Origin of the sequence: Mesorhizobium sp. LNJC394B00 (assembly GCF_000502555.1) — a bacterium.
Classification (GTDB): domain Bacteria; phylum Pseudomonadota; class Alphaproteobacteria; order Rhizobiales; family Rhizobiaceae; genus Mesorhizobium.
Genome location: NZ_AYWH01000001.1, coordinates 85,041 through 111,040 on the forward strand (window position 1 = coordinate 85,041; position 26,000 = coordinate 111,040).

Consider the following 26,000-nt stretch of genomic DNA (forward strand, 5'->3'; position numbering starts at 1 on the left):
CAAGGACCGAAACCGGACCGTTCGGCACTTACCAGCGAACGAGAACCGCGCCCCAGGTGAAGCCGCCGCCCATCGCTTCCAGGAGCACGAGATCACCCTTCTTGATGCGACCGTCGGCGACAGCCACCGAAAGCGCCAGCGGCACGGAAGCAGCCGAGGTGTTACCGTGCAAATCGACGGTGACCACCACCTTTTGCTCAGCAATCCCGAGCTTCTTGGCCGAAGCGTCAATAATGCGTTTATTGGCCTGATGCGGCACGAACCAGTCGAGGTCGTCGGCGGTTATGCCGGCCTGCGAAAACGTCGCCTCGATAACGTCGGTGATCATGCCGACGGCGTGCTTGAACACCTCGCGGCCTTCCATCCTGAGATGGCCGACCGTGCCGGTGGTCGAGGGACCGCCATCGACGAAAAGCTTGTCCTTGTGGGCGCCGTCGGAGCGCAGGCTCATCGCCAGCACGCCACGGTCGGCAATGCCGCCGGTGCCCTCATCCGCTTCCAGCACCAGCGCGCCGGCGCCGTCGCCGAACAACACGCAGGTCGAGCGGTCGCTCCAGTCGAGGATGCGCGAAAAGGTCTCCGCGCCGATCACCAGCACGCGCTTGGCGAGGCCGCCTCTGATGTAGAGGTCGGCGGTGGTCACCGCATAGACGAAGCCCGAGCACACCGCCTGCAGGTCGAAGGCAAAGCCGTGATGCATGCCGAGCCGGTTCTGGATCTCGACGGCGGTTGCCGGAAAGGTGTTGTTGGGCGTCGAGGTCGCCAGCACGATCAGGTCGATGTCGTCAGGCGAAAGACCAGCATTGTCGAGCGCTGCGCGCGCCGCCGCCTCGCCCAGGGATGCCGTCGTCTCGTCATCGGCGGCGATATGGCGCTGGCGGATGCCGGTGCGCTGGGCGATCCACTCGTCCGAGGTCTCGACCATGCCTTCGAAATCGGCATTCTTCATGATGCGGCGGGGCAGCGCAGCACCGGTGCCGCGCACGACTGATCTGATCAAAGCTCTTTCCTATTCCTTTTCGTCGACGGTGGCGTCGGATTTCCTGTTTGCCTGGGCATGCGGGTTGCGCGCATGGAACAGGTCGAGATCGGCCTCGATGCGGTCGATCAGATTGTTGCGCACCATGTCGTAGCCAAGCTCGATGGCCGCCGCGAAACCGTCCGAATCGGCGCCGCCATGGCTCTTTACCACGATGCCGTTCAGACCCAGGAAAACACCGCCATTGGAGCGGCCTGGATCGAGCTTTTCGCGCAGGCGGTCGAAAGCGCCCTTGGCGAAGACATAGCCGATCCTGGCCATCAGCGTGCGGTTCATCGCGGCGCGCAGATAGCCTGAGATCTGGCGCACAGTGCCTTCTGCCGTCTTGAGCGCGATGTTGCCGGCAAAGCCCTCGGTGACGACCACGTCGACCGTGCCCTTGCCGATGTCGTCACCCTCGACGAAGCCATGATAATTCATCGAGGCCATGTTGGCCTCGCGCAGCATGCGCCCGGCTTCCTTGACCTCTTCCTGTCCCTTGATCTCCTCGACGCCGACATTGAGCAGGCCGACTTTCGGCCGGTCGATGCCGAACACCGAGCGCGCCATGCCGGTGCCGAGAATGGCAAAGTCGATCAGCTGGTGCGCATCGGCGCCGATGGTGGCGCCGACATCCAGCACCACGCTCTCGCCGCGCATCGTGGGCCAGATCGCCGCGATCGCCGGACGGTCGATGGTCGCCATCGTGCGCAGGCAGAATTTCGACATCGCCATCAGCGCGCCGGTATTGCCGGCCGAAATGCAGGCCTGCGCGCTGCCACTCTTGACTGCTTCGACAGCCTTCCACATCGACGACTTCCAGCGGCCGTGGCGCAGCGCCTGGCTCGGCTTGTCGTCCATCCTGACCGCGACTTCACAATGGTGGAACTCGCTGACCTCGGCCAGTTTGGGGAATTTGGCGAGTTCGGGGCGCACCAATTCCTCGCGCCCATATATGACGAAGCGGATGTCGGGACGCCTGACGGCGACCGTCATGAGTGCCGGGATGACCACGTTTGGCCCGTGATCGCCACCCATGGCATCGATGGAAATCCTGATCACGCGGTCTTTATCTCACTAGCTTGGGCCAGGGCACATGGCCCGCGAAAGAAATACGAAACTCGCGAAATTCAGGGGCTCGCGAAGGTTCGGCGAAAATAGCGGTTTTGGGCTGCCGCACAACCGGCTTTTCTCCGATCGCTTCGTGTTTTAGGATTTTCCAAGCAAGGATCGCAGCTTTTGCTGGAATTCATTCTCGACGGGCTCGTTCGGGCCGGCGGCATCGAGCGAGGCGCCTGCCTTGCGCGGATAGGGATCGATCGCCAGCCCGAAGAACTGTTCGGCGAGCGCGCCGACGTCGATCGTGTCGCCGGAGAAAGTTTCCGGGCTGTCCGGCCCTTCGGCGTCGAGCAGGATTTCGCCACCGCCTTCGAAACCTTGCCGTCCGAGTTTGGATTGTTCGGGCAGGAACAGCGCCTCGACCTCTTCGTCGATATGGGCCGCGACCGGCTCAAGGGTGACGATGCAGGCCTGGGTGATATCAGCCTCGACGCGGCCGCTGACCTTGACGCCATTGCGCTTCCACGGCGCCACCAAAAGCTCAGCACGGTAGTTTTCGACCGAAAGCAGCTCGTGCTCGCGCGCAAGCATTGCGCGCTGCGCGGCGTCGGCATCGATCACCACCTGCAAACCTTTGTGCGGCAGGCGGCCGACATTGGCCGCAAATGAGACCGGGCTAGGCGTGTCCACATGTTTCATCTTGGTCTCCCCTCCTCACTCCGCTTTCGCGACGGGAAACGCCACGGCACCGGAAACGATCGATTCGGACGGCTGTGCTTCAAGCTGCCTTGCGGCATCGATTACATAGGACGCCAGCGGCAAGGCTTGCGGCCAGGCGCCGGCATCGGGTCTGACATTGCGCGCCAGGGCGGCAGCAAGCGCGTCGCGGTCGCTGCGTTCCAGCGCGTCGGCATAGGCGGCGGTACGGCCGTAGAACATTTTGGCCAGCCTCTTCATGCGCTTGGGCACGCCGACATCGCCAACGCCCAGTTCCCGCAGCGAATGCTCGACATCGAGAAAGAACTCGTCGATCAGCACCTGCGCGACCTCATGCGCGACGCCCTCTTCGCCGCGGAGCCGGTGCTGAAACAGGAACATGTGCAGCGACAGCATCTCGAAACGGCCGAGCGGCGTATCCGGCACATTCCAGTGGGAATAAAACACGGTCTGCCGCGCCGCCGCCACGATTTGTGCGTAAAGCGCCTCGGTGATAGCGCGGTTGGCGTTGCGTTCGCGGCCAAAAAGGCGCTGGAACATTGAGGGTGGTCTCCTGGGGACCGATTGTTTGAATGGGCCTTGTTGCATCGGCAAGCAAGCTGGTTTACCGGTTTTGCCGCCCAGCGCAAGTTGCGGCCAGCTAATGGAGTTGTTGTTGCGCGCGCTGAAATTCAAGTCGACTTTTCTGCCTGGGGCCACCGCCGCGGTTTCGCTGGTGCTGGTGGCTTCCGCGCTGTCGGGCTGCAATTCGTCCAAGATGTTCGGCGACCTTAACCCTAGCGAGACGCTGACGCAGGGCTATGTTATCGACCAGCAGGCGGTCGATTCGGTGCCGGTGGGCTCCAGCCGCGAACAGGTGCTTCTGGCGCTCGGCACGCCATCGACGAAAGCCACCTTCGACAATGAGGCGTTCTATTACATTTCGCAGACGCGCAAGCGCTATGTCGCTTTCGACAAGCCGCGCCTGGTCGACCAGAAAGTGCTCGCGGTCTATTTTGGCGAGGACGGGCGCGTCACCCAGATTGCCAATTACGGTCTGAAGGACGGTAAGATTTTCGACTTCATCTCGCGCACCACGCCGACCGGCGGCAAGGACCAGAACTTCCTCAGCCAGATCATCAAAGGCGCCAGCAAGCTGGCGCCCCCCATTCCTGGCGGCGGCGCCTAAGAAGCGACCGCCTTCCTTAGATTTTTGCTTCCCCCGAAGCGACACCATCTCAGGCGACCAAAAGCCCGCGGGAGCGATCCTGCGGGCTTTTGTTTTGAGGTCATGCGGCCGCAACACCCGTCGCGCTTTGCCGCGCGTGGCCTGTTCGGCCGCCGGGCTCCAGCGAGGCGCGGTGCACAGCCGCACTCTGCCGCGCTTCCGAAGGCGTCATGCCGAAATGCCGGCGGAAGGCGTGGTTGAAGGTCGAGAGATCGCCGAAGCCGGCGTCGAAGGCGATGGCGCCGATGGTGCGGTGTGCCAGGCGCAGGTCGGATAGCTTGCTGCAAACCAGCGCCAGCCGCCGGCCAAGCACGAACTGCGACAGCGAGGTACCCTCACCCTCGAACAGCTTTCTGATATAGCGCGCGCTGACGCGGTGGCGCCCGGCCAGCGCGTCGGACCCGACATCGCCGGAAGCCAGATTGCTTTCGATATCGGCTTTGATGGCGCGCAGCCGCGCGGCGCGTATGCCGCGACCTGCGGCGACCTCGGTGGCGTCCTGCGTTGCCCCAACCACGACCGCGACAAGGTCCTGTATGTGCTTGGCGGCAAGCCAGCGCAATTCGGATGCGGCCAGGTTCGGCTCCTGCATCAGCAGACGGACATAGCTGGTCAGCAGCAAGAACTTTTCGCCCACGCATGACATCGGCGTCATCAGGGCAGCATCCGCATTCGCAGCCATGGGCCCGAGCGCTGCCTTGGGGATGGTGATGAAGAGATGATGCGACATCGCCCGTTCGATCACATGCGGATCAGAGGAGGACAGAAGGATTGCCTGGCCGGCCTCGATGCTGGCCTAGATCGGAAGAGCACACGTCTGANGGTGGTCCTCGAATCGGCAATGCCGACGCCCGGTAGCCGCAGGATGGTCGCGTCGACGGAGAGCTTTTCCTCCGTGACGTTAAAATCCATGTCGGTCACCATCCGGCGCAACAGGTCGCAATAGACGTTTCGCCATTCCGCTCGCGGCCACATGGCGGTCGAAAAGCGCGCATGCGCAAACTCGGGGGGTCGAATAGTCATGGGGTACTCCCAAGCGATTGTCTTCATTTCACTGTCGTTCGTAGTCGAGGCTCGTTCCATGAACGGCCTCTCATTCGACGGCGGCAATCGGGGGGCAGTGGATGGCTACAATGATTTGCGCACTTGGACAAAAGACTATTTACGAAGCTATGGATGAGCTTTGTTCATTCATGCTAAGGAACCCATGGCGGGATCGGGTAACGGCAAATGACAAGACGGCTTCCACAACTGGAATCCATTCGTGCTTTCGAGGTCATTGCCCGGCTGGGCAGCTTCAAGCGCGCCGGCGATGAGCTGAATGTTACGCCAAGCGCGCTCAGCCACCGCATCGCCGATCTCGAAGCCGATCTCGGCGTGCTTCTGTTCACCCGCCATGTCCGCCGCGTCGAACTCACGCTTGAAGGCGAAAGATTGTCCGCGGGCGTGCGACGCGCACTGCTGGAAATCCAGAGCACGATCGCCAGTGTCGCGCGCAACGAGCGCACGAGGCTGAGGGTCACCGCCATTCCTTCGCATGCCGTGCGCTGGCTGGCCCCGCGTCTGCACAGGTTTCGCAAAAAGCATCCCGAAACAGAGATCGACATCAATGCGGATCTTGCAGTCGTCGACCTTTCGCAGCGAACAGTCGACATCGCATTGCGCTTCGGCGGCGGACACTATCCGGCCGTCGAGACCGAATGGCTGATGGCAGATGCGATCTTTCCTGTCGTCAGTCCCGACTATCTCGCCGCCAACGGCCCGGTCAGAGACCAGCACGATGTGCTGCGACTGTTCCGCATCCTCGACACGACGGCCGAAAATGACGAGAGTGGCGCCAATTGGCGCCACTGGTTCGAGAGAAACAATCTGCCGCTGGATACGGTTGGCGACGGCATGAATCTGAATGGCACCTTGTTGGCGGTCGAAGCGGCGGCGAGCGGTCTGGGCGTCGCCATCGCGAGGAAGTCGCTGGTCGAGAGCGATTTGCGCACCGGCAGGCTCGTCCGCCTCCTGACGACGGACATACCGACGAACTGGAACCACTACGTCGTCGTCCACCCGTCCATCTCCGCCTGGGAGCCTGCCAGATCGTTCATCAACTGGCTGAAGGCGGAAGCCGGCGACAACACCGGCGACGGTTGACCTCGGCGGCCGTCCAGGAGCTCTCATCGGAAGGCGTCGGGGCTCACGGACTCATCGTATCGGCCAGTTGCTCATCCTTGCGGCCCGACTGGTTCGCCGCCTTGGCGGCAAGCGCTGCCGCCATCTGGCTCTCCAGCTCGCGCAGCTTGGCGTCGAGTGTCGCCATGCCGCCCCAGGCGAATGTCGCGCGGTACAGCGGTGCGATCTCGGGCGTCAGGAATTCGACCAGGGTTTCGTCCTCGACCCAGACCTTGAGCACCTTGAACAGGCGGGCATCGATCAGCCCGCTATGCCAGCCCATGCGGGCGGCAATGCCCTGGATGGTTTCGGTCGAATTGGGCGTGCTGAGCAGCACATGCGAGCCGGAGCGCAGGCGCATGTTCGGGTCGAAGCCGATGCCGAGCGGCGCTTGCTGGTCCAGAACCGTGCCGCACGGCAGGATTTCGATCAGCGAGCCGAAATCGTCGCCGAGGCAGACAAACCACGCGCCCTCAGGAAATGGCGGCGACGGCGCACGAACCGCGGTGGCGACAAGCATTTCGGCAAGGACGCTGGCGACGGCCTGCGGATCGCGGGCGTTGAATGAAGCGTGATGCAGCATGGCAATACTCCTGTTTTCAACGGCGGCGGCCGGCAGAAGTGCCGACCCATGCCGCGGCGTTCCGCAAAAACTGAATCACCGGCTGAGCGTCAGGATGACCGCGGCAAACAGGCAGGCGTATTCGGCCAGTCCAAGCACAAGGCGCAAATTGTGGTTGGCCGCCCAGCTGTCGCGCGTCTGCGCCCAATCATCGGGGATGGTCACCGGCGTCCAGCTCTGCACCTGTTTGTTGAGCGGCACCTGACGGCTGACGGTGAAGCCAATGTCGAGCACCACCAGCGCCGCGGCGACGATGGTCAGGATGCGCGGCAGGCCGGCATCGACCGCAAACATCGCCATCGCCGCGATCAGCACCAGCGTCGTCAGCCTGACGAACGGCATCACCCGGGTAAACGTCCGGTCGCGCATCTGATGCATGGCCATGTACTGGCCGGCGGTAAGATCATCGATGCGAAAATCGTGGATTACGCCCGACACGTAGATGCCGGCAATAATTCCAGCCAGCGCAAGCGAAGCCGCCATCAAGAAAATGTCCATGTCTTTTCCCTGCCCGAATGTCGTTTCCCTGGCCAAAATCGCCGCAGAGGCGAGCCCGACACCGCGCCTATTGCAATGTCCTGGCCAATGGCCGGGGTATTAAAGCAGGCGGACGGTCCGGGCTTGGGTAGGATGGAACGATGTTTTGGGCAATGCGGCCCTCCGATTGCGTCGGAAACATCAAGTGCCGTGAGGTCGAAACCTATCAGCAAACCTTGACGCGTACTTGCCAGCGACCGGTCAAATTCGTATCAGACCGTGCTGGCCAATGGAGCATCACGCTGAATTGGGAGGAGCATCCGTGCCGGAAAAAACCCGGACAAAACCGACAGGTTGGATGGCGACCGGAACGGCTGACAGCCAAGTGGTCACGCCTGACTGGATGCCCATCGAGCCGGTGACGATCGATGGCGTGAGGGTCAAGGAGATCAGGCCGGTCGCAACCTCCACCGGCTATCTGACCGAGATCTTTCGCGAGGAGTGGGAGCTCGATTCGGAGCCGGTCGGCCAGGTCTTCCAACGCACCTTGTATCCCGGCGCGGTGACGGGCTGGCATGCCCATGCGGTGACGACCGACCGGCTGTTCTGCTGCGTCGGCAGCGTTCGCATTTCGCTGTTTGACGGACGCAAGGCCTCGCCGACCTTCGGCGCCGTCTGGCACAAGATTATCGGCCCGTTGCGCCCGGCGGTCGTCATCATTCCACCCGGAATATGGCACGGTGTTGTTTCGCTCGGAGCGGAGACGGCGGTGCTGCTCAACCTCGTCGACAAGGCCTATGCCTACGATCAGCCCGACCATTGGCGCCTGCCGCCAGACACCGACCACATTCCCTACAGACTGGTGTAGCGTGGAAGCATCGGCGCAGCGCGATCAGGCCGGCGGCGAACCGCTGGTTTCGATCGTGATCGCGACGCACAACCGGCCGGCAGCACTGCGGCAGGCATTGACCAGCGTCATGCGCCAGACGTTGCAAGACTGGGAAGCCTTGGTCATCGGCGACGGTTGCAGGCCGGATACGGCGGCCGTTGTCGCTGAATTTGACGATGCCCGCATCGTCTACATCGATCTTCCTGTCAATTTCGGCGAACAGTCCGGTCCCAACAATATCGGCTTTGTCAGGGCGCGTGGCCGCTTCGTCGCCTTGCTCAACCACGACGATCTGTGGTTTCCCGACCATTTGGCGGCGATGACCGGCTGGATCGACGCCTCGGGCGCCCACGTGGTGCTGGCGCGCGGCGCCGTCATCCAGCCGCCGTCGGCGGCCGGCAATCCTGTCAATTCGATCTTCGGGATCGGCAAGGATGGTTTTTACGACCCCGTCACGACGGAAGGATTTGGCTCGGCACACATGTTTCGCCGCGCTTCGTTCAGCCTGCTCGGACCTTGGCGACCCGCCAGCCAGTGCTTTTGCGAAAGCTCGCAGGACTGGCTGTTTCGGGCATGGCGAAAGGGCGCGGTGATCGCGACGATGCCGCACCTCACGGTGATCAAGTTGCATTCCGGCATACGCAAGGGTTCCTATCTCGGCGACAATGCGCAGGAACAGAAGGATCTTCTGGATGCCATGCAGACGCCGGACGCCTTGCGCGTGAAAATCCTTGGCTGCGCGGGCGAACCCATTCGCCTGGCGGCATCGAGTTATCTCAGGCGCAGGCTGATGGCGGCTCTTGGCATCCATCCCCGCGCCCGCGCCTTCCGCCGCAAGTATAAGCGAGGCGCCTTCCTTGCCAAGCTGCGGCGCCTGCGTGGCCTGGCGCCGATGCCTGAGCGCGAACCTAGCGTGAGCGAATTGCTCGATCGCTACAGCAAGCGCGGCGATGCCGGCACCGAGCCGGATGAGGGTTGACTGCCACCAGCGTAAATCTCAAACAAAAACCCGCGGGATCGCTCCCGCGGGTTTGTTCCTGAAGCAGTGGCGTTGACTTAGCCGTGCGCGAGCACGGCCAGCAGCAGAAGCGCCACGATGTTGGTGATCTTGATTGCCGGGTTGACCGCCGGGCCGGCGGTGTCCTTGTAGGGGTCGCCAACCGTGTCGCCGGTGACCGAAGCCTTGTGCGCTTCGGACCCCTTGAGGTGCTTGACGCCGTCCTTGTCGACAAAACCGTCCTCGAACGACTTCTTGGCATTGTCCCAGGCGCCGCCGCCCGAAGTCATCGAGATGGCGACGAACAGGCCGTTGACGATGACGCCGAGCAACGAGGCGCCGAGCGCCGCAAAGGCGGACGCCTTGGAGCCCGAGATCAGCTGCACGCCGAAATAGACGACGAGCGGCGCCAGCACCGGCAGCAGCGAGGGGATGATCATTTCCCGGATCGCCGCCTTGGTCAGAAGGTCGACGGCGCGCGCATAGTTTGGCTTGGAGGTGCCGGCCATGATGCCCGGATCCTCGCGGAACTGCTTGCGCACTTCCTCGACGATGGCGCCGGCCGCACGGCCGACGGCCGTCATGGCGATGCCGCCGAACAGATACGGGATCAGACCGCCGAAGATCAGGCCGGCGACGACGTAGGGATTGGAGAGGTCGAAGGAGACATCGCCCATGCCCTGGAAGTACGGATATTTGTCGCCATTGGCGGCAAAGAACTTCAAATCGTTCGAATAGGCCGCAAACAGCACCAGCGCGCCGAGGCCGGCCGAACCGATGGCATAGCCCTTGGTCACCGCCTTGGTGGTGTTGCCGACCGCGTCGAGCGCGTCGGTGGAGTGGCGCACTTCCTTGGGCAGGCCGGCCATTTCGGCAATGCCGCCGGCATTGTCGGTGACCGGGCCGAAGGCGTCGAGGGCGACGATCATGCCGGCAAGGCCGAGCATGGTGGTGACCGCGATCGCCGTGCCGAACAGGCCGGCGAGCTGGTAGGTCGAGATGATGCCGCCGACGATGACGATTGCCGGCAGTGCGGTCGATTCGAGCGACACCGCAAGTCCCTGGATGACGTTGGTGCCGTGACCGGTCACCGAGGCCTGGGCGATGGAGTTCACCGGGCGCTTGTTGGTGCCGGTATAGTATTCGGTGATCACCACGATGAGACCGGTCACAACGAGACCGATCAGGCCGCAGATGAACAGGTTCTTGCCGATGATTGTCATGCCGGCGACGGTGCCGACCTCGCCCCAGCCGACAGTTGCCGAGGTAGCGACGCCGAGACCGACGATCGACAGCAGGCCGGTGACGATCAGGCCTTTGTAGAGGGCGCCCATGATCGAGCCGTTGGAACCGAGCTTGACGAAGAAGGTGCCGACGATCGAGGTCAGGATGCAGGCACCGCAGATCGCGAGCGGATAGAGCATCGCCGCACCCAGAGCGGCGGTTCCGCCGAAGAAGATGGCAGCCAGCACCATGGTGGCAACGACGGTCACCGCATAGGTCTCGAAGAGGTCGGCGGCCATGCCGGCGCAATCACCGACATTATCGCCGACATTGTCGGCGATGGTGGCCGGGTTGCGCGGATCGTCTTCGGGAATACCGGCTTCGACCTTGCCCACGAGATCGCCGCCGACGTCGGCGCCCTTGGTGAAGATGCCGCCGCCCAGACGGGCGAAGATCGAGATCAGCGAAGCGCCGAAGCCGAGCGAAACCAGCGCATCGATGACGATGCGGTCATTGGGCTGCAGGCCCATCGGGCCGGTCAGAATATAGTAGTAAATCGACACGCCGAGCAGCGCCAGGCCAGCCACCAGCATACCGGTGATGGCGCCCGACTTGAAGGCGATGTCGAGACCGGCGGCGAGGCTGTTGGACGCCGCCTGCGCGGTGCGCACATTGGCGCGCACCGAGACGTGCATGCCGATGAAACCGGCGGCGCCCGAAAGCACGGCGCCGATCAGGAAGCCGACCGCGGCGGTGATCGAAAGCAGCCACCAGGCGAGCACGAGCACGACCACGCCGACGATGGCGATGGTGGTGTACTGGCGCGCCAGATAGGCCTGCGCGCCTTCGCGGATGGCGGCGGAGATTTCCTGCATGCGTGCATTGCCCTGATCGGCTGCAAGAACCGATCGTGTCGCCCAGATGGCGTAAAGGATTGAAAGCAAGCCGCAGGCGATGACGGCAGAAATGATGGTCATTGCCAAATTTTCCTCGATTGATGGCCCAAAAGAACCCCTCCCTGGGCCGTTGGTGCGGGGAGCGGATAAAGCCTAGGCGGAATCCGTCCTTCGCAGCGGTGTATGCGAAACAGGGCTCGGAACGTCAAGATATTGTTCGGTTTTTTGCCCCGCTTTCCGCCAAAAGTTTAGGCCAGAACATTCCCGTCGCCGATGCCCTGCTATTAGATCGGTTGAAATGACGCCGCGTCAGTCAATGCTTTGCCCGCAGTCCAACGAAGGTCAGTCGCCAGTCTCCTGCCCCATCTTGCGCGCGGTGTAGCGCTCGATGGCCGACAGTCCGTCATAGATCAGTACGGCAAGGGCAGCGACGATCAGGCCGCCTTGCAGGACGAAGGCGAGATTGTTGGACAGCAGGCCGGCGATGATCACCTCGCCCAGCGTCTTGGCGGCAACCGTCGAACCGATCGTCGCCGTGGCCAGGCTGATCACCACCGACAGCCTTATGCCGCCCAGAATGATCGGCGCACTCAGCGGCAATTCAACCTTGATCAGCCTTTGCCAGCCGGTCATGCCGGCGCCGCGCGCGGCCTCCATGATGTTGCCCGGCAGCGTCGTGAGGCCGGTCAGCGCGTTCTCGAAGATCGGCAGCAGGCCGTAGAGAAACAGCGCAATCAGCGTCGGCTTCTCGCCGAAACCCACGGCGGGCACCGCCAGCGCCAGCACCGCCACCGGCGGAAAGGTCTGGCCGATGTTCACCAAGCTGCGCGACAGCGGCAGGAATTCGGCGCCCGCCGGCCTGGTCACCAGGATGGCAAGCGCCACGGCAACGATGGTTGCGGCGGCGGTAGCGATCAGCACGGTCCTGAGATGCAGCAGGGTCAGCGTCAGCAGGCTGCCCTGATTGTAGATCGCCGGCGCATTGTTTTCGGTCAGCGGCTTCAACAGCGGCTCGAACCAGCCGGGATTGGTGACGAAGGCTATGAGAAGCACCACCAGTGCAAGCCTGAGCAGCGAAGGCAGCCAGGCTTTTAGACCGGCCCCTTTCATGCCGGCCTCGCCGCGCGCTTCACCAGCCCGTCGACGGTGACGCGGCCGAGCGGCTTGCCGTCTTCGCCCTTGACCGGCAGCGCGGGCCGGCCCGACCACAGAAGCTCGGCCAGCGCGTCGCGCTGGCTGGCGTCGCCTGGGATCGCCTCGCCTTCGGCAGACCCCTTTTCCACGGCCTCGCGCACGCGGCCGAGCGACAAGAGCCGGAACGGCTTTTCGCTGGCGCCGACCAGGGTTTCGACGAAGGCGTTCGCCGGCCGCGCCAGGATCTCTTCCGGCTTGGCGTATTGCACCAGCTTTCCGGCATCCATGACGGCGATCTTGTCGCCCATGTGGACCGCCTCCTCCATGTCGTGGGTGACGAGGATGATGGTGGTACCGAAGCGCTTCTGGATTGCCAGCAGGTCCTCCTGCGCCTTGGTGCGGATGATCGGGTCGAGTGCGCCGAACGGCTCGTCCATCAGAAGCACATTGGGCTCGGCGGCGAGCGCGCGGGCGACGCCGACACGCTGCTGTTGCCCGCCGGACAGTTCGTGCGGGTAGCGCGGGCCATAAGCCTCGGGGTCGAGCTGGTAGAGTGTCATCAACTCATCGACGCGGGCCTTGATGCGGTCCTTGTCCCAGCCCAGCAGGACCGGCACGGTGGCGATGTTCTGCGCAACGGTGCGGTGCGGGAACAGGCCGTGGCCCTGGATGGCGTAGCCGATGCTGCGGCGCAGTTCGTAGCCGGGCAGCGAGCGGTTGTCGTTGCCGTCGAGCTTGATGACGCCGGCGGTCGGCTCGACCAGCCGGTTGATCATTCGCAGCAGCGTCGTCTTGCCGGAACCGGAGGTACCGACAATGACGCAAACCGTGCGCGGCTCGACGACCATGGACACGTCGTTGACCACGGTCGTCGCGTCATAGCGCTTGGTAATGCCTTCGATCTCGATCATGCCGTTTCAACCCTGCGCCTGGTGGCGGTCATCTCGATTACTGCGTCGAGGATGATGGCCGCGGCAAAAGCCAGCGCCACCGTCGGCACGGCGCCCAGCAGCACCAGGTCCATCGCCGTCTGGCCAACGCCCTGAAACACAAACACACCGAAGCCGCCGCCGCCGATGAGTGCTGCGATGGTGGCCAGGCCGATGTTCTGCACCAGCACGATGCGGATGCCGGTGAGGATCACCGGAAAGGCCAACGGAAACTCGACGCCGAACAGGCGCTGGCCATCGGTCATGCCCATGCCGCGCGCTGCATCATTGGCCGCGCGGGGTACGCCGGCAAGCCCGACCACGGTGTTGGCCACCACCGGCAGCAGCGAATAGAGGAACAAGGCAACGAAGGCGGGCGCGGTGCCGATGCCTCTGATACCGAGCGCTGCGGCACCCGGAACATGGGTGGCGACCCAGCCGAGCGGCGCGATCAGCAGGCCGAACAGCGCGATCGAGGGTATGGTCTGGACGATGTTGAGCACGTTGAGCACACCGGCGCGCAACCGTTCGACGCGATGGCATAGAATGCCGAGCGGCAGGCCGACGATCACCGCCGCCGCCAGCGACCCCAGCGCCAGTGTGATGTGCTTGGAGCCTTCGGCCCAGAAACTATCGGCGCGGTTTGCATATTCCTTGAGGATCGACAGGCTGTCCCACTGCCCCGATATCAGCAACAAGCCGATGGCCAGCGCCGCGACGACGAGCACGCCGACGCGGGCCGCTGGCGACAGGTTGAGCCTGGTCAGCACGTCGGCGAGCAACAATGTGAAGGCAAAGATCAACAGCCAGAACCCGGAAGCCGGCGAGATGCGGGCGAAGGTGTTGCCGGCCGGCATCAGGAAGGTGCCGGCGACACCGATCAGGATGGCAAGGGCGGCGAGCGCCACGACGCTTGCGGCCAGGCGCAGGACAAGCGGGGTTTTCAGCAAGGCAACAATTGCGGCCACGACGACGATCGCCAGCAGTAGCGGCCCGACTGTGGCCGGCAGCGCCTCCAGGATCGAGCGCGCCTGACCGGGAACGATACGATTGGCGCGGAAGGTGGCGAACGGAGCCAGAAACGCCGCATAGGCAACGATCGCCGCGATAACCATGCCGAGCTTGTCGAAACGCAGGGTCATGGATGCCCCTCATGAGGAGCGATTTTCCACGTTGCGCAGACTACGCCGGTGATCGGCGAAAGCCGACGCGAAATCCGATCTCCCCCCTTGCGGGGGAGATGGCCGGCAGGCCAGAGGGGGGTGTGAAGGATCGCCAGCTTTCGAGCGTCGGCTTGTTCAGAAGCAACCCTGTCGAGGCACGCACCTGCTACCGGTTGTGAGGTCGGCGGGACAGCACCCCCCTCTGTCCTGCCGGACATCTCCCCCGCAAGGGGGGAGATCAGCAGCTTCCAGAGAGGGGTGTCTCGCACCAGCGTCACGATCAGCTATGCGCTGACTACTTCAAAAACCCGTTCTTCTTCAAAAAGTCCTCGGCGACACCCTTGACCGGCTCGCCGCCGACCTGGACGCGGCCGTTGAGTTCCTGCAGCGTGACGAGGTCGAGCTTGGCGAACACCGGCTTCAACAGCGTCTCGATCTCCGGATGCTCTTTCAGCACCGCTTCGCGGATGATCGGCGCCGGCTGGTAGACCGGCTGCACGCCCTTGTCGTCGGCGAGCACGACCAGGCCGGACGGCGCGATGCCGCCGTCGGTGCCGTAGACCATGGCGGCGTTGGCGCCGTTGGTCTGGTTGGCGGCAGCACCGATCGTCGCGGCGGTGTCGCCGCCCGAAAGCGTGATCAACTGCTCGGGCTTCAGCGTGAAGCCGTAAGTGGTCTGGAACGCCGGCAGGGCTGCCGCCGAATTGACGAACTCGGCTGAGGCCGCCAAAACCACCGTGCCGCCACCGGCGACATATTTGCCGAAGTCGGTCAGGGTCGCCAGCTTGTTGGTCTCGGCAACCTCCTTGCGCAGCGCGATCGCCCAGGTGTTGTTGGCCGGTGACGGCGACAGCCAGACGATCTTGTTGGCATCATAGTCGAGCTTCTTGGCGGTCTCATAGGCCTTGGCGGCATCCTTCCAGACCGGATCGTCGGCCTTCTCGAAGAAGAAAGCGGCATTGCCGGTGTACTCGGGATAAATGTCGATCTCGCCGGCAGTGATCGCCTTGCGTACCACCGGCGTGCCGCCGAGCTGGATGCGGTCGGTGGTCTTGATGTTGTTGGCGTTGAGCACAAGCTGGATGATGTTGCCGAGCACGCCGCCCTCGGTGTCGATCTTCGAGGAGACGACCACCTGGGCATTGGCGGAGGCGGCCGTGATGCCGAGCGCCAACGCCGCGCCGGCCAGAATCTTGACTGAAAACATTGTGAAAACCCCTTGCTTTGGACCGAAATGCGGTGGCCGCATATGAGCATGGCTTCAACGCCCCGTCGGGGCACACGGTTTCATAACAATGGGTACAGACGCAATAATTTTGTGCGGTCGCCGCGATTTCGGCCGCCGCCATGCTGACACGTCGTGCCAAGCCAAAGATAGAACCGGATCAGGCGCGGGCTTTGCGCGATCCGGTCAGTTTGAGCGCGCCAAGGGCGACGAAGCAGAGGGCGACGACCGGGAAAACCAGCCAGTTCAGCATCTCCCAGCCCCACGCATTGTAGATGGCGCCCGACATTAGCGAGGCGAAGGCGACGGAGCCGAACAGGACGAAGTCGTGGAAGCCCTGCACCTTGCTCTTTTCGGACGGATGGTAGCTGTCGGCGACCATGGAGGTGGCGCCGATGAAGGCAAAATTCCAGCCGAGGCCAAGCAGGATCAGCGCCGTCCAGAACTGCCACAAATGCAGGCCGGACAATGCCACCGCGGCGCAGCCGATGAGCAGGACCAGGCCGGTTGCGACGATGCGTTCGGCGCCGAAGCGATGGATCAGCGATCCGGTGAAGAAGCTCGGCGCAAACATCGCCATCACATGCCAGGAAATGCCGAGCGTGGAGTCGTCCGTCGACAGGCCGCAGCCGACCATGGCCAGCGGCGCGCCAGTCATGACGAAACTCATCAGCGCATAGCTGCCGACGGCGCAAAACAGTGCCGCGACGAAACGCGGCCGGGTGACGATCTCGGACAGCGGCCGGGCGTCGCTTGACGCGACTTCAGCGTGGCCGGGAGCCTTGGCCGGGATGCGCAGGAATGACAGGATGATGGCGCCGGCCGCCGCCAGAACCGGAATGGCCACGAACGAGCCGGCAAACATCACCGGCGCCAGCAATTCGCGGGTGAAGATGACGATCTGCGGCCCGAGGATCGCGGTGATGACGCCGCCGGCCAGCACGAAGGAAATGGCGCGCGCCTTGAATTCGGGCGGAGCATTATCGGCGGCGGCGAAGCGGAACTGCTGGACGAAGGCGCCGCCGACGCCGATCACCAGCAGCGCGAAAGCGAACAGCCAGAAGCTGGCGTGGAACAGAGCCAACGTGGAGATGACGCCGCCAAGCGCGGTGACGATGGTGCCGGTCATAAAACCGCCGCGCTGGCCGAGCCAACGGATGATGGCCGCGGCCGGCAACGCGCCGAGCGCCACGCCGATGTTGAAGCCGGTGATTGGCGCCGTTGCCAGCGACTTATCGGGGCCAAGCAGATATTGCCCGGCCAGCCCGCCCATGGAAATGGCAATCGGCGCGGCCGAACCGATAATCGCCTGCGACGTCGCCAGGATGATCGCCGTGCGGCGCGCTTCCCTTGCTGCGCCGGCGACGGTGCCGGTCACAATGCGTCCTTGCCGCGCCCCTCGCCCCGCACCCGGCGCGACACACGGTCGAGCACGGCGTTGGTCAGCTTCGGCTCGTCTTCCTCGTAGAAGGCCTTGGCGATGTCGACATATTCCGAAACGATGACGGCCACCGGCACGTCGTCGCGCTTCATCAGTTCGTAGACGCCAGCGCGCAGGATGGCGCGCAACGTCGAATCGAGTCTGGACAGCGGCCAGTCTTCGGTCAGCGCCTGGCGTATGATCGGATCGATGGTCGTCTGGTTCTCGACGACGCCGGCCAGGATGGCGCGGAACCACTGCGCGTCGGCCTCGCGATAAAGCGCGCCGTCGACTTCCTTGCCGAGCCGGAACGCCTCGTATTCGGCGGTGATCTCGAAGACGCCGCTGCCGGCCACGTCCATCTGGTAAAGCGCCTGCACGGCGGCCAGACGGGCGGCGCCACGCTTGTTGGCGTGGCGTATCGCGGGCTGGCCGGGCGAAGCGGGTTCGCTCACGATTGCGCTCCCAGCTTCTCCTTGAGCGCGATCATGGTCAGCGCCGCGCGCGCGGCAAAGCCGCCCTTGTCGCCCTCCGAGCGCTTGGCGCGCGTCCAGGCCTGCGCGTCGTTCTCGGTGGTCAGGATGCCGTTGCCGATCGCAATCGCTTCCTGCACCGAGAGATCCATCAGCGCGCGGCTCGATTCATTGGCGACGATGTCGAAATGATAAGTGTCGCCACGAATGATGGTGCCGAGCGCGACAAAACCATCATAGTCCTTGCCGCCCTCGCCCATTCCGTCGAGCGCAAAAGTGATCACTGCTGGAATTTCCAGCGAACCGGGAACGGTGACGACGTCATAGGTCGCGCCGGCTTCGTCGAGCGCGCTCGTCGCGCCGTCGAGTAGCGCGTCGGCAAGATCGTCATGAAAGCGCGCCTCGATAATCAGAAGGTGGGCCTTCTTCTTCGGGCGAATGAACGCTTTGCCGTGTTGGGATGTGCCTGCCATGAATGTCTCCGGGGGTAGCCGGTGACTTAGGCCGAAGCCGGTTTGATCGCAAGCGGAAGATTGCTGGAGGCGAAGCCTAGCCTAGCGCGTCTTTGGGCTGGGCGTCGGTAGCGGGCACTCGCTGCAGAGGCTTTCAGCCCAGACGAGAACAGCTTCGTGATCCACTAAACGACCCGCGTCTACATCGGCCATTGCTTCGCGCGTAAGCCGCTTTTTCTGTTCGATTGTGAGTCTTGCGGCCATCAAAGCCCCTCTTTCGCCGCCTCGACTAGGCGCGCGGCGTAGCGGGCCATCGTGTCGATCTCCAGGTTGACCTTGTCGCCGACCTTGCGCTCGCCCCAAGTGGTCACGGTCAGCGAATGATGGATCAAAAGCACGTCGAAACGGGTGCCCTCGACCTTGTTGACGGTAAGCGAGGTGCCGTCGAGTGCGACGGAGCCTTTTGGGGCAATGAATTTTGCCAGTTCGCGCCACGACTCCAGCGTGAAGCGAACGGCATCGCCCTCGTCCTTGCGCTCGATGATTTCGGCCATGCCGTCGACATGGCCCGACACGATGTGCCCGCCGAGTTCGTCGCCGATCTTCAGTGCCCGCTCGAGATTGACCTTGGTGCCTGATTTCCAGCCCGACGCCGTGGTCAGCCTGAGGGCCTCTTCCCAGGCTTGGACCTCGAACCAGCGTGCGTTGGACCCGCCATCTGGCAGCGCCGTCACCGTCAGGCAGACGCCGCCGCAGGAAATCGAGGCGCCAATAGCGATGGTCGCGGGATCATAGGCGGTGTCGATGCGCAGGCCGACGCCTTCGCTCAGCGGCTTGATGGCCGCGACAGTGCCGATATCGGTGACAATTCCAGTGAACATTTCAGATATCTCTCACCCATTCGGCATAGCTGTCTTCCCCGAAGCGCATCTCGCGCAATTTGCGGAAGCCTGCCGGGATATGGTTGGCGTCGATGGGCGATGCAATGCCGCCCTCGCCGATCGCTTCCGGTCCCTGGAACAGCACGATGCGGTCGACCAATCCCTCGGCGAGGAAGGCGCTGGCCACCTTGGCGCCGCCTTCGACCAGAACGCTGGCCATGCCGAGCGCGCCGAGATCCTCGAGCAGTTCCGGCAAGGCAATGCCGCCTTCATGGGTTTCGGTGCCGATGAAGCGCACACCGGCACGCTCCAGCACCGACCGCCGCAGCGGGTCGGCCTCCAGGCTCGCGGCGATATAGAGCGGCACCCGGTCGATGCCGGAGACCAGCTTCGAGGCTTCGGGCAGCCTGATCTGGCGGTCGAGCACGATGCGCGCCGGCGAGCGGTTCTCCAGCCCCGGCAGCCGCACGGTGAGCGCGGGATCATCCTCCAGCGCCGTGCCGATGCCGACCAGTATGCCATCGGCTTCGGCGCGCATCAGGTAGACTTCGCGGCGGGCGATATCGCCGGTGATCGCGACCTGGCCGGCGCCATGCCTGCCGATCTTGCCGTCGCTGGAAAGCGCAAGCTTCAGAGTCACTTCCGGACGCTTTTTCATGGATCGAATCAAATAGCCGGCCATCTGCTCGGCAGCTTCCTCGACCAGCACCTTTTCGACCACTTCGATGCCGGCGGCGCGCAGGATGGCATAGCCTTTGCCGGAGACGCGCGGATCGGGATCGCTGGCGGCGCCGACGACCCGCGCCACTCCGGCATTGACCAGCGCGTTGGCGCAAGGCGGGGTGCGGCCATGGTGGGCGCAGGGCTCCAGCGTGACATAGGCGGTGGCGCCGCGCGCCAACTCGCCGGCTTCAGTCAGCGCCTCGGTCTCGGCATGCGGCCGGCCGCCAACAGCGGTGACCCCTGTGCCGACGATCATCGGGCCGGCGCCATCGTCGCGAACGATTATGGTGCCGACGGAAGGGTTGGTCGAGGTGCGGCCGGCATTTCTGCGCGAGAGCCTCAGCGCCGCGGCCATGAAGCGGCGATCGAGGGCCTGCTGATCGGCCTTCCCTGACGTTTGGCTTGCCATGCTCAGCCGGCGTCCTCTTCGCTCTTCAGCTCGTCGCCTTTGAGTTCGTCACCTTTGAGCTCACCCAGCACGTCATGGAAGTCCTTGGCCTCACGGAAATTGCGATAGACCGAGGCGAAGCGGACATAGGCGACGTCGTCGAGCGACTTCAGCGCTTCCATGACGAGCCGGCCGACCTCGCCCGAGGCGATTTCAGTCTCGCCGGAGCTTTCGAGCTGGCGCACGATGCCGGTGACGGCGCGGTCGATGCGCTCGGGATCGACATTGCGCTTGCGCACCGCGATCTCCACCGAACGCAAGAGCTTGTCGCGGTCGAACGGCACCTTTCTGCCGGACTTCTTCACCACCACGAGGTCGCGCAACTGGACGCGCTCGAAAGTGGTGAAACGGCCACCGCAATCGGGACAGACGCGCCGCCGGCGGATCGCCGCGCCATCCTCGGCGGGGCGCGAATCCTTCACCTGCGTATCTTCGGACTGGCAATAGGGACAGCGCATGGAGAGCCTTCAGGTTGGCGATTCTGGCGGAACGATAGGCTTAGAGGTTTTTGCCGGGACGGCAAAGGTTCGGCAACGGCCGCTCGCGCCCTCAGAGATAGCGAGGCGGGAGGAAAATTGCCAGCCGCGCCAGATATGTCAGGGCGCGACGTCCTTGGTCGGGAAGCCGCAGGACGTTCCGAGGTTGCGGTAGGCCTTGGTGAAGCCGTCCATAGGGATGCTGGCCACGGCTTGCTTGCCGAACGTCACGTCGAGCGAGATGACCTGGCGCATGGCCCGCAACAAAGCGAGACTGGTCTTGGCCTGGTTGTCGACGGTCCAGCTCGGGCGGCCGGCATCATTGGAATAGACGGTCGCGGAAACCTTGACGCCGGGGTCACCGAAGGTCGCGGCGATCTTCTTGCCGGTCGGCAGCTCCTTGTTGGCGATCGTGAACATGATCGCGGGATAGGCATCGGGCGGCAGCGCGTCGCCGGTCGAGATCGAAAGCGTCAGCGTGCCGGCATTGCCGCCGCCATCGACAAAGGCCGTGGAGGCAGCGCAGGTCTTGCGGGAATCCTGGCCGGTGTCGAGCGCATCGATGATGGTGGTCCACCTGCCAAAGGTGTTTGTGGCGGGGATATCCGTGCTCGGCTGCGTCTGCTCCTGGGCGATCGCGCCCGACACGGCGACAGCGGCAAGCGAGCCGAGGGAGGCCAGAACGGCAGGATGGAACATGCGCATCGTCAAATCTCCAACAGGCCGCGCCGCCCGGACAGCAAGCGGCGCAGAGCGCGGGATAAAAGACGAAGCGCCGCTGGTGGTCAACCGAGATAGGGATAGAGCGGGAAACGATCGGTCAGCGCCACGACCTTTGCCTTCACCGCCGCCTCGACCGCCGCATTGCCTTCGTCGGAATTGGCGACCTTCAGCCCGTCCAGCACTTCGGCGATCAGCTTGCCGATCTCGCGGAACTCGGCCTGGCCGAAGCCGCGCGTGGTGCCGGCCGGCGTGCCCAGACGCACGCCAGAGGTGACGAAAGGCTTTTCCGGATCGAACGGGATGCCGTTCTTGTTGCAGGTGATGTTGGCGCGGCCGAGCGCTGCCTCGGCGCGCTTGCCGGTGGCGTTCTTGGGCCTGAGATCGACCAGCATCAGATGGTTGTCGGTGCCGCCGGACACGATGTCGAGGCCGGTTTCCTTGAGGCTCGACGCCAGCGCCTTGGCGTTGGCGACGACGCTCTCGGCATAGAGCTTGAAGCTCGGCTTCAGCGCCTCGCCGAAGGCGACAGCCTTGGCGGCGATGACATGCATCAGCGGCCCGCCCTGCAGGCCGGGGAAAACCGCCGAATTCATCTTCTTGGCGATGTCCTCGTCATTGCACAGGATCATGCCGCCGCGCGGGCCTCGCAACGATTTGTGCGTGGTCGTGGTCACGACATGGGCGTGCGGCAGCGGTGACGGATGCACGCCGCCGGCAACCAGGCCGGCGATATGGGCCATGTCGACCATCAGATAGGCGCCGACCGCATCCGCGATCTCGCGAAAACGCTTCCAGTCCCAGATGCGCGAATAGGCGGTGCCGCCGGCCAGGATCAGCTTTGGCTTGGTCTCATGTGCGGTCTTTTCGATCGCGTCCATGTCGAGCAGATGGTCGTCCTTGCGCACGCCGTAGGAAACGACTTTGAACCACTTGCCGCTCATATTGACGGGCGAGCCGTGCGTCAGGTGGCCGCCGGAATTCAGGTCGAGGCCCATGAAGGTGTCGCCGGGCTGCAGCAGCGCCAGGAAGACCGCCTGGTTCATCTGGCTGCCGGAATTCGGCTGGACATTGGCGAAGTTGCAGCCGAACAGCTTTTTGGCGCGCTCGATGGCGAGTTCCTCGGCGACGTCGACGAACTGGCAGCCGCCATAATAGCGCTTGCCCGGGTAACCCTCGGCGTATTTGTTGGTCATAATCGAGCCCTGCGCCTCGAGCACGGCGCGCGAAACGATGTTTTCCGAGGCGATCAGCTCGATCTCATGGCGCTGGCGGCCAAGCTCGTTGCGGATGGAGCCGAAGATCTCCGGATCGGCATCTTCCAGCGTGGTTTCGAAGAAGGATTCGAATTTGTTCGACGCTGCCGCTGCAGTTGCCATGGCCTGAAATCCTTCGGTTCGGGGCATTTATCTATGCATATCGTTGCCCCGAAACCGCTGCACGGTTCCGGGCGACATGCATTGCCGCGCCATTAACACAGTTGTTTTCGCCTCGCCACGTTTGCAGCGCGAAATTTGCTGGCCGGATTGCGCCAGAGCGGCCCTGTACCGCTATTTTCGCTCCTGCCGCCCCTGCAGCAAGGCTTCGGTGAGCGTGATCTAAGTAAACAGCGCCCGCGCCGTATGGTCGTTGATCGCGCCGCTGCTTAACATGTCGCGCACGGCGATGCGCTCGGCCTCGATGCCGGCAAGCCGCATTTCGAGCTCCAGCCGCCCGGCTTCGCGGGCCTCTGCCCGGGCGTCGTCGGCCTCGTCCGAGGTGGCGATCCGGCGCCGGTAGCCGGCGACGATGTTTTCGGCGGCGGCAAGCCTGGCGCCGGGCACCTCGCCCTGGTCGTCGTCGCTGGCGCCCGCCATGCTTTCGACGCGGGCGATGGCCGCTTTGGCGGCGCCGATGCGGGCGAGACGCTCCTCGATGGCGCTGCCATCCTCGCCCGGCTCGACCAGCCCGCGCGCTATCTTCGGCAGCGCCACGCTGGCGATGGCGAGCGAACAGATGATGACGCCGGCGGCGAGGAAGATCACCAGGTCGCGCGCGGGAAAAGGCGAGCCGTCCGGCATGGCGAGCGGGAGCGACAGGATGCCGGCCAGCGTGATCGCGCCGCGCACGCCCGCCACCGAGCCGGCAAGCCGCACACGCATCCCGAACGGCTCGGCCTTGCGCTTTCCCCATTTTGCCTTGAGGCCTGCCGCGATGTCGCCGACCCAGATCCAGAGGAAGCGCAGCGCGATCAGGCACAGCGTCAGCGCAATCACCGTCGCGACCGGCTGGATGATCGGGTAATGGCCAGTCAGTTCGGGCGGCACGCGGCGAATGATTTCGGGAAGCTGCATGCCGAGCACGATGAACAGCGCGCCATTGTAGACGAAGGACAAGGTCGTCCACAGCGAGATCGTCTGCATGCGCGCCGAGACGCCGAGGAAGCGGAAGACGCCGGAGCCGCCGGTCAAAAGCCCGGCGGTGACCGCCGCCAGAATGCCTGAGGCATGCAGATGTTCGGCGACGAGATAGGCAATGAAGGGCAGCAGGACCATGACCAGAACCTGCGCCTCGGCCGGAACGCCGCCGATGCGATTCAGAAGCTGCAGGAGCCTGGCGGCGATGAACAACGCGGCGATGCCGGCCAGGATGCCGATGGCGACGGCATAAACGAAGCTCAGCGATGCATCGGCGAAGGAAAAGCTGCCGGTCACGGCGGCGGCGACGGCGAAGCGGAACATGACCAGGCCCGAGGCGTCGTTGAGCAGCGCCTCGCCTTCCAGAATATGCATCAGCCGCGCCGGCACCAGGCTTCTGTCGACGATCGAGGACACCGCCACGGCGTCGGTCGGGGACAGCACGGCAGCGAGCGCGAAGGCGACGACCAGCGGGATGCTCGGCACCAACCAGTGCAAGGCATAACCGAAGCCGACAATGGTAAAGAAGACCAGCCCGATGGCCAGATCGAGGATCGGTCCGCGCAGCGCGATCAGCTCGCGTTTGGGCGCTCCATAGGCATCGCCGAACAAAAGCGGCGGGATGAACACCAGCAGGAAGAGTTCGGGGTCGATCTCGACATGGATGCCTTTCACCGGCCATGCGAGCGCGGCGCCGATGGCAATCTGCAGCACCGGCAGCGGCACCCGAACCAACCGCACCAGTGCGCCGGAAAGAGCGACGAAGACCAGCACGGCGAGGCTGAAGATTGCGACCTGCATGGCGCGATTCCGGCTGTTTTGAGGACCATGCGCAATTGCCGTTAGTCCGTCCAGATGGGCCTGCGGCGCAACGTCCGGCAGTGTTCATGGCCTGCATGGCTGGCGGCCACCAGTCTTCTTCTGTTGGGATGTCGAACGGAAAAGGCCGCCTCACGGCGGCCTTTTCATAAACAATTCAGGCACCTAGAGCGAAGAGGTGATCTGCAGTTCGCTGGCGCCATCGAGCGCGTAGACGTCGTCGCGGAACTGCACGACGCCCGGACCCGTCGACCAGGCCGACACATAGAGGAAGTGGACCGGAACCGGGTTGACGACCTGCACCGGCGTGTTCTCGCCGGTCTTGATGGTAGCCTCGAAATGCTGGCGGTCCCAGCCGGGTGTGTCGCGCAGGATCCATGTGACGAGGTCGCGCACGTTCTGGACACGCACGCAGCCCGAGGAATCGAAGCGCATCATCTTGCCGAACAGGCTTTGCTGCGGCGTATCGTGCATGTAGACGCCGTCGGGGCTGGGGAAGTTGATCTTCACCGAGGCCATGGCGTTGCCGGAACCCGGATCCTGGCGGAAGCGGTATTTCGCGGCATCATCCGTCGACCAGTCGACAGTCATCGGATCGACTTCGCTGCCATCAGGCGCAAACAGCCGGATATGGCTGTCCTTGAGATAGTCGGGGTTCTTCCGCATCAGCGGAATGATGTCCTTGCGCACGATCGAGACCGGCGCGTTCCAGTAAGGATTGACGATGATCTCGTTGATCTTGGAATTGACCACCGGGGTCTGGCGGTCGATCTTGCCGACGATTGCGGTGTGGCGCAGCACGACGCGATCGTTCTCGACCGCCTCGATCTGTGCCGCCGGGATATCGACCAGCACATAACGGCTGCCCAGCGTGCCGGCCTTTTCGCGCAGGCGCTCCAGATTGGTCTGCAGCTGACCGAGGCGGATCTGCGCCGAAACGTTCATCGCCGCATAGGTGTATTTGCCCATGGCGCCGTCGGCCGGCAGGCCATGGCGCGCCTGGAAGCGCTTGACCGCGGCGTCGACATAGGAATCGAACGACGTCGAAATGCCGGCGCTCTGCGCCAGATCGCCCGAAACCATCAGCCGCTTGCGCAGCGGCACCACGTCCGGATCGTCGACGCCAAGCTGCAGCTTCTTTGTCGCCGGCACCTCGCCCCAGCCGCCCTGGGCGACGATGTTCTGATACTGCGCCACAGCCTGTTCGGTGAAGGCGACCGTCTGCAGGCTGAAGATCGGCAGCGTCGAGGCGACCTTGCCGCCCTCCGAGGCGCGGGCATCGAACTGGTCGTCCCAATTGCCGCGGCCCGACGATTTCAGGATATCGTCGATCACATCCTGCGCGCTGGCGGCATTGGCAACCATGGCAACGGCGAGCGCGGAAGCTCCGGAAAGGAAAAGGCGGCGGCTGGTTCTCATGGACGTTCCAGACATTCTTGTCGTGTTTGGCTTCTAGCGTTTGGCTGTTGCAG

The 26,000-nt window shown here is 63.9% G+C and carries 26 protein-coding genes; 4 read left to right on the top strand and 22 right to left on the bottom strand.

What is annotated here, in order from left to right; all coding sequences use genetic code 11:
* Positions 1-28: 28 nt before the first annotated feature.
* The 4 genes from X751_RS162895 to X751_RS162880 all read right to left on the bottom strand — a co-directional run bounded on the left by X751_RS162895 (position 29) and on the right by X751_RS162880 (position 3,334).
* On the bottom strand, positions 29-1,000 hold the full coding sequence (locus tag X751_RS162895; protein ID WP_023743609.1) for a beta-ketoacyl-ACP synthase III: 972 nt from the start codon (positions 998-1,000) through the stop codon (positions 29-31).
* Positions 1,001-1,009: 9 nt separating this feature from the next.
* The gene (gene plsX, locus X751_RS162890) at positions 1,010-2,080 is read right to left on the bottom strand and encodes a phosphate acyltransferase PlsX (RefSeq protein ID WP_023669372.1); all 1,071 of its coding nucleotides are present in this window, start codon (positions 2,078-2,080) and stop codon (positions 1,010-1,012) included.
* 147 nt (positions 2,081-2,227) lie between these two features.
* Entirely contained in the window at positions 2,228-2,776 is a 549-nt protein-coding gene (locus X751_RS162885) for a DUF177 domain-containing protein (RefSeq protein WP_023715400.1), read from the bottom strand.
* A 15-nt stretch (positions 2,777-2,791) separates the two neighbouring features.
* A complete protein-coding gene (locus X751_RS162880; RefSeq protein ID WP_023743610.1) occupies positions 2,792-3,334 on the bottom strand; it encodes a ubiquinol-cytochrome C chaperone family protein in 543 nt (180 codons plus the stop codon).
* A 115-nt stretch (positions 3,335-3,449) separates the two neighbouring features.
* Here X751_RS162880 and X751_RS162875 point away from each other — a divergent pair, with 115 nt between their 5' ends.
* Positions 3,450-3,962 (top strand): outer membrane protein assembly factor BamE, encoded by a 513-nt coding sequence (locus X751_RS162875; protein ID WP_023669368.1) that lies wholly within the window; start codon positions 3,450-3,452, stop codon positions 3,960-3,962.
* 100 nt (positions 3,963-4,062) lie between these two features.
* On the opposite strand, the gene X751_RS1000000164640 is transcribed toward X751_RS162875, so the two are convergent.
* The gene (locus tag X751_RS1000000164640) at positions 4,063-4,731 is read right to left on the bottom strand and encodes a helix-turn-helix transcriptional regulator (RefSeq protein ID WP_050594093.1); all 669 of its coding nucleotides are present in this window, start codon (positions 4,729-4,731) and stop codon (positions 4,063-4,065) included.
* 500 nt (positions 4,732-5,231) lie between these two features.
* On the opposite strand from X751_RS1000000164640, the gene X751_RS162865 reads away from it, so the two are divergent.
* Positions 5,232-6,146 (top strand): LysR substrate-binding domain-containing protein, encoded by a 915-nt coding sequence (locus X751_RS162865; protein ID WP_023730859.1) that lies wholly within the window; start codon positions 5,232-5,234, stop codon positions 6,144-6,146.
* 43 nt (positions 6,147-6,189) lie between these two features.
* On the opposite strand, the gene X751_RS162860 is transcribed toward X751_RS162865, so the two are convergent.
* The gene (locus X751_RS162860; protein WP_023743612.1) at positions 6,190-6,747 is read right to left on the bottom strand and encodes a hypothetical protein; all 558 of its coding nucleotides are present in this window, start codon (positions 6,745-6,747) and stop codon (positions 6,190-6,192) included.
* Between the two features lie 75 nt (positions 6,748-6,822).
* Positions 6,823-7,284 carry a DUF1772 domain-containing protein gene (locus tag X751_RS162855; protein ID WP_023743613.1) on the bottom strand — a complete coding sequence of 154 codons (462 nt, stop codon included), beginning with the start codon at positions 7,282-7,284 and terminating at the stop codon, positions 6,823-6,825.
* A gap of 301 nt (positions 7,285-7,585) precedes the next feature.
* Here X751_RS162855 and X751_RS162850 point away from each other — a divergent pair, with 301 nt between their 5' ends.
* Positions 7,586-8,131, top strand: coding sequence for a dTDP-4-dehydrorhamnose 3,5-epimerase family protein (locus tag X751_RS162850; protein ID WP_245265717.1), 546 nt, complete (start codon positions 7,586-7,588; stop codon positions 8,129-8,131).
* Position 8,132: 1 nt separating this feature from the next.
* Entirely contained in the window at positions 8,133-9,131 is a 999-nt protein-coding gene (locus X751_RS162845; protein WP_023743614.1) for a glycosyltransferase family 2 protein, read from the top strand.
* A 77-nt stretch (positions 9,132-9,208) separates the two neighbouring features.
* On the opposite strand, the gene X751_RS162840 is transcribed toward X751_RS162845, so the two are convergent.
* From X751_RS162840 to X751_RS162775, 15 genes are all read right to left on the bottom strand, one after another.
* Complete coding sequence (locus X751_RS162840; RefSeq protein ID WP_023689501.1) at positions 9,209-11,350, bottom strand: sodium-translocating pyrophosphatase; 2,142 nt, start codon at positions 11,348-11,350, stop codon at positions 9,209-9,211.
* A gap of 261 nt (positions 11,351-11,611) precedes the next feature.
* On the bottom strand, positions 11,612-12,379 hold the full coding sequence (locus tag X751_RS162835) for an ABC transporter permease (protein ID WP_023743615.1): 768 nt from the start codon (positions 12,377-12,379) through the stop codon (positions 11,612-11,614).
* Positions 12,376-13,314: an ABC transporter ATP-binding protein gene (locus tag X751_RS162830; protein ID WP_023697448.1), complete on the bottom strand. Its 939-nt coding sequence runs from the start codon at positions 13,312-13,314 to the stop codon at positions 12,376-12,378. Before X751_RS162830 ends, X751_RS162835 begins: the two co-directional genes overlap by 4 nt.
* A complete protein-coding gene (locus X751_RS162825) occupies positions 13,311-14,474 on the bottom strand; it encodes an ABC transporter permease (protein WP_023743616.1) in 1,164 nt (387 codons plus the stop codon). Before X751_RS162825 ends, X751_RS162830 begins: the two co-directional genes overlap by 4 nt.
* 316 nt (positions 14,475-14,790) lie before the next feature.
* Complete coding sequence (locus X751_RS162820) at positions 14,791-15,702, bottom strand: ABC transporter substrate-binding protein (RefSeq protein ID WP_023689505.1); 912 nt, start codon at positions 15,700-15,702, stop codon at positions 14,791-14,793.
* A gap of 178 nt (positions 15,703-15,880) precedes the next feature.
* The gene (locus X751_RS162815) at positions 15,881-17,098 is read right to left on the bottom strand and encodes an MFS transporter (protein WP_023743617.1); all 1,218 of its coding nucleotides are present in this window, start codon (positions 17,096-17,098) and stop codon (positions 15,881-15,883) included.
* Positions 17,095-17,595 (bottom strand): transcription antitermination factor NusB, encoded by a 501-nt coding sequence (gene nusB, locus X751_RS162810; RefSeq protein WP_023682390.1) that lies wholly within the window; start codon positions 17,593-17,595, stop codon positions 17,095-17,097. The genes X751_RS162815 and nusB overlap by 4 nt, the downstream gene beginning before the upstream one ends.
* Positions 17,592-18,086: a 6,7-dimethyl-8-ribityllumazine synthase gene (ribH, locus tag X751_RS162805; protein ID WP_023693260.1), complete on the bottom strand. Its 495-nt coding sequence runs from the start codon at positions 18,084-18,086 to the stop codon at positions 17,592-17,594. The genes nusB and ribH overlap by 4 nt, the downstream gene beginning before the upstream one ends.
* A gap of 242 nt (positions 18,087-18,328) precedes the next feature.
* Positions 18,329-18,946, bottom strand: a complete 618-nt coding sequence (locus X751_RS162800) for a riboflavin synthase (RefSeq protein ID WP_023743618.1) — start codon at positions 18,944-18,946, stop codon at positions 18,329-18,331.
* A gap of 1 nt (position 18,947) precedes the next feature.
* Complete coding sequence (ribD, locus tag X751_RS162795) at positions 18,948-20,078, bottom strand: bifunctional diaminohydroxyphosphoribosylaminopyrimidine deaminase/5-amino-6-(5-phosphoribosylamino)uracil reductase RibD (RefSeq protein WP_023743619.1); 1,131 nt, start codon at positions 20,076-20,078, stop codon at positions 18,948-18,950.
* Between the two features lie 2 nt (positions 20,079-20,080).
* Positions 20,081-20,575: a transcriptional regulator NrdR gene (gene nrdR / locus X751_RS162790; RefSeq protein ID WP_023669351.1), complete on the bottom strand. Its 495-nt coding sequence runs from the start codon at positions 20,573-20,575 to the stop codon at positions 20,081-20,083.
* A 138-nt stretch (positions 20,576-20,713) separates the two neighbouring features.
* Positions 20,714-21,298 (bottom strand): hypothetical protein, encoded by a 585-nt coding sequence (locus X751_RS162785; protein ID WP_023743620.1) that lies wholly within the window; start codon positions 21,296-21,298, stop codon positions 20,714-20,716.
* Positions 21,299-21,378: 80 nt separating this feature from the next.
* Entirely contained in the window at positions 21,379-22,692 is a 1,314-nt protein-coding gene (gene glyA, locus X751_RS162780; protein ID WP_023730851.1) for a serine hydroxymethyltransferase, read from the bottom strand.
* 219 nt (positions 22,693-22,911) lie between these two features.
* Positions 22,912-24,510 (bottom strand): Na+/H+ antiporter, encoded by a 1,599-nt coding sequence (locus X751_RS01000000163345; RefSeq protein WP_050592339.1) that lies wholly within the window; start codon positions 24,508-24,510, stop codon positions 22,912-22,914.
* A gap of 183 nt (positions 24,511-24,693) precedes the next feature.
* The gene (locus X751_RS162775) at positions 24,694-25,947 is read right to left on the bottom strand and encodes a L,D-transpeptidase family protein (protein WP_023708671.1); all 1,254 of its coding nucleotides are present in this window, start codon (positions 25,945-25,947) and stop codon (positions 24,694-24,696) included.
* Positions 25,948-26,000: the final 53 nt, after the last annotated feature.

Coding starts and splice junctions, on each gene's coding strand:
- ribD (WP_023743619.1), bottom strand. CDS start 20,078: ATGGCAAGCCAAACGTCAGGGAAGGCCGATCAGCAGGCCCTCGATCGC.
- X751_RS162785 (WP_023743620.1), bottom strand. CDS start 21,298: ATGCGCATGTTCCATCCTGCCGTTCTGGCCTCCCTCGGCTCGCTTGCC.
- X751_RS162880 (WP_023743610.1), bottom strand. CDS start 3,334: ATGTTCCAGCGCCTTTTTGGCCGCGAACGCAACGCCAACCGCGCTATC.
- X751_RS162820 (WP_023689505.1), bottom strand. CDS start 15,702: ATGTTTTCAGTCAAGATTCTGGCCGGCGCGGCGTTGGCGCTCGGCATC.
- glyA (WP_023730851.1), bottom strand. CDS start 22,692: ATGGCAACTGCAGCGGCAGCGTCGAACAAATTCGAATCCTTCTTCGAA.
- X751_RS162800 (WP_023743618.1), bottom strand. CDS start 18,946: ATGTTCACTGGAATTGTCACCGATATCGGCACTGTCGCGGCCATCAAG.
- X751_RS1000000164640 (WP_050594093.1), bottom strand. CDS start 4,731: ATGTCGCATCATCTCTTCATCACCATCCCCAAGGCAGCGCTCGGGCCC.
- X751_RS01000000163345 (WP_050592339.1), bottom strand. CDS start 24,510: ATGCAGGTCGCAATCTTCAGCCTCGCCGTGCTGGTCTTCGTCGCTCTT.
- X751_RS162830 (WP_023697448.1), bottom strand. CDS start 13,314: ATGATCGAGATCGAAGGCATTACCAAGCGCTATGACGCGACGACCGTG.
- ribH (WP_023693260.1), bottom strand. CDS start 18,086: ATGGCAGGCACATCCCAACACGGCAAAGCGTTCATTCGCCCGAAGAAG.
- X751_RS162825 (WP_023743616.1), bottom strand. CDS start 14,474: ATGACCCTGCGTTTCGACAAGCTCGGCATGGTTATCGCGGCGATCGTT.
- X751_RS162840 (WP_023689501.1), bottom strand. CDS start 11,350: ATGACCATCATTTCTGCCGTCATCGCCTGCGGCTTGCTTTCAATCCTT.
- X751_RS162835 (WP_023743615.1), bottom strand. CDS start 12,379: ATGAAAGGGGCCGGTCTAAAAGCCTGGCTGCCTTCGCTGCTCAGGCTT.
- nrdR (WP_023669351.1), bottom strand. CDS start 20,575: ATGCGCTGTCCCTATTGCCAGTCCGAAGATACGCAGGTGAAGGATTCG.
- X751_RS162865 (WP_023730859.1), top strand. CDS start 5,232: ATGACAAGACGGCTTCCACAACTGGAATCCATTCGTGCTTTCGAGGTC.
- X751_RS162775 (WP_023708671.1), bottom strand. CDS start 25,947: ATGAGAACCAGCCGCCGCCTTTTCCTTTCCGGAGCTTCCGCGCTCGCC.
- X751_RS162855 (WP_023743613.1), bottom strand. CDS start 7,284: ATGGACATTTTCTTGATGGCGGCTTCGCTTGCGCTGGCTGGAATTATT.
- X751_RS162885 (WP_023715400.1), bottom strand. CDS start 2,776: ATGAAACATGTGGACACGCCTAGCCCGGTCTCATTTGCGGCCAATGTC.
- X751_RS162860 (WP_023743612.1), bottom strand. CDS start 6,747: ATGCTGCATCACGCTTCATTCAACGCCCGCGATCCGCAGGCCGTCGCC.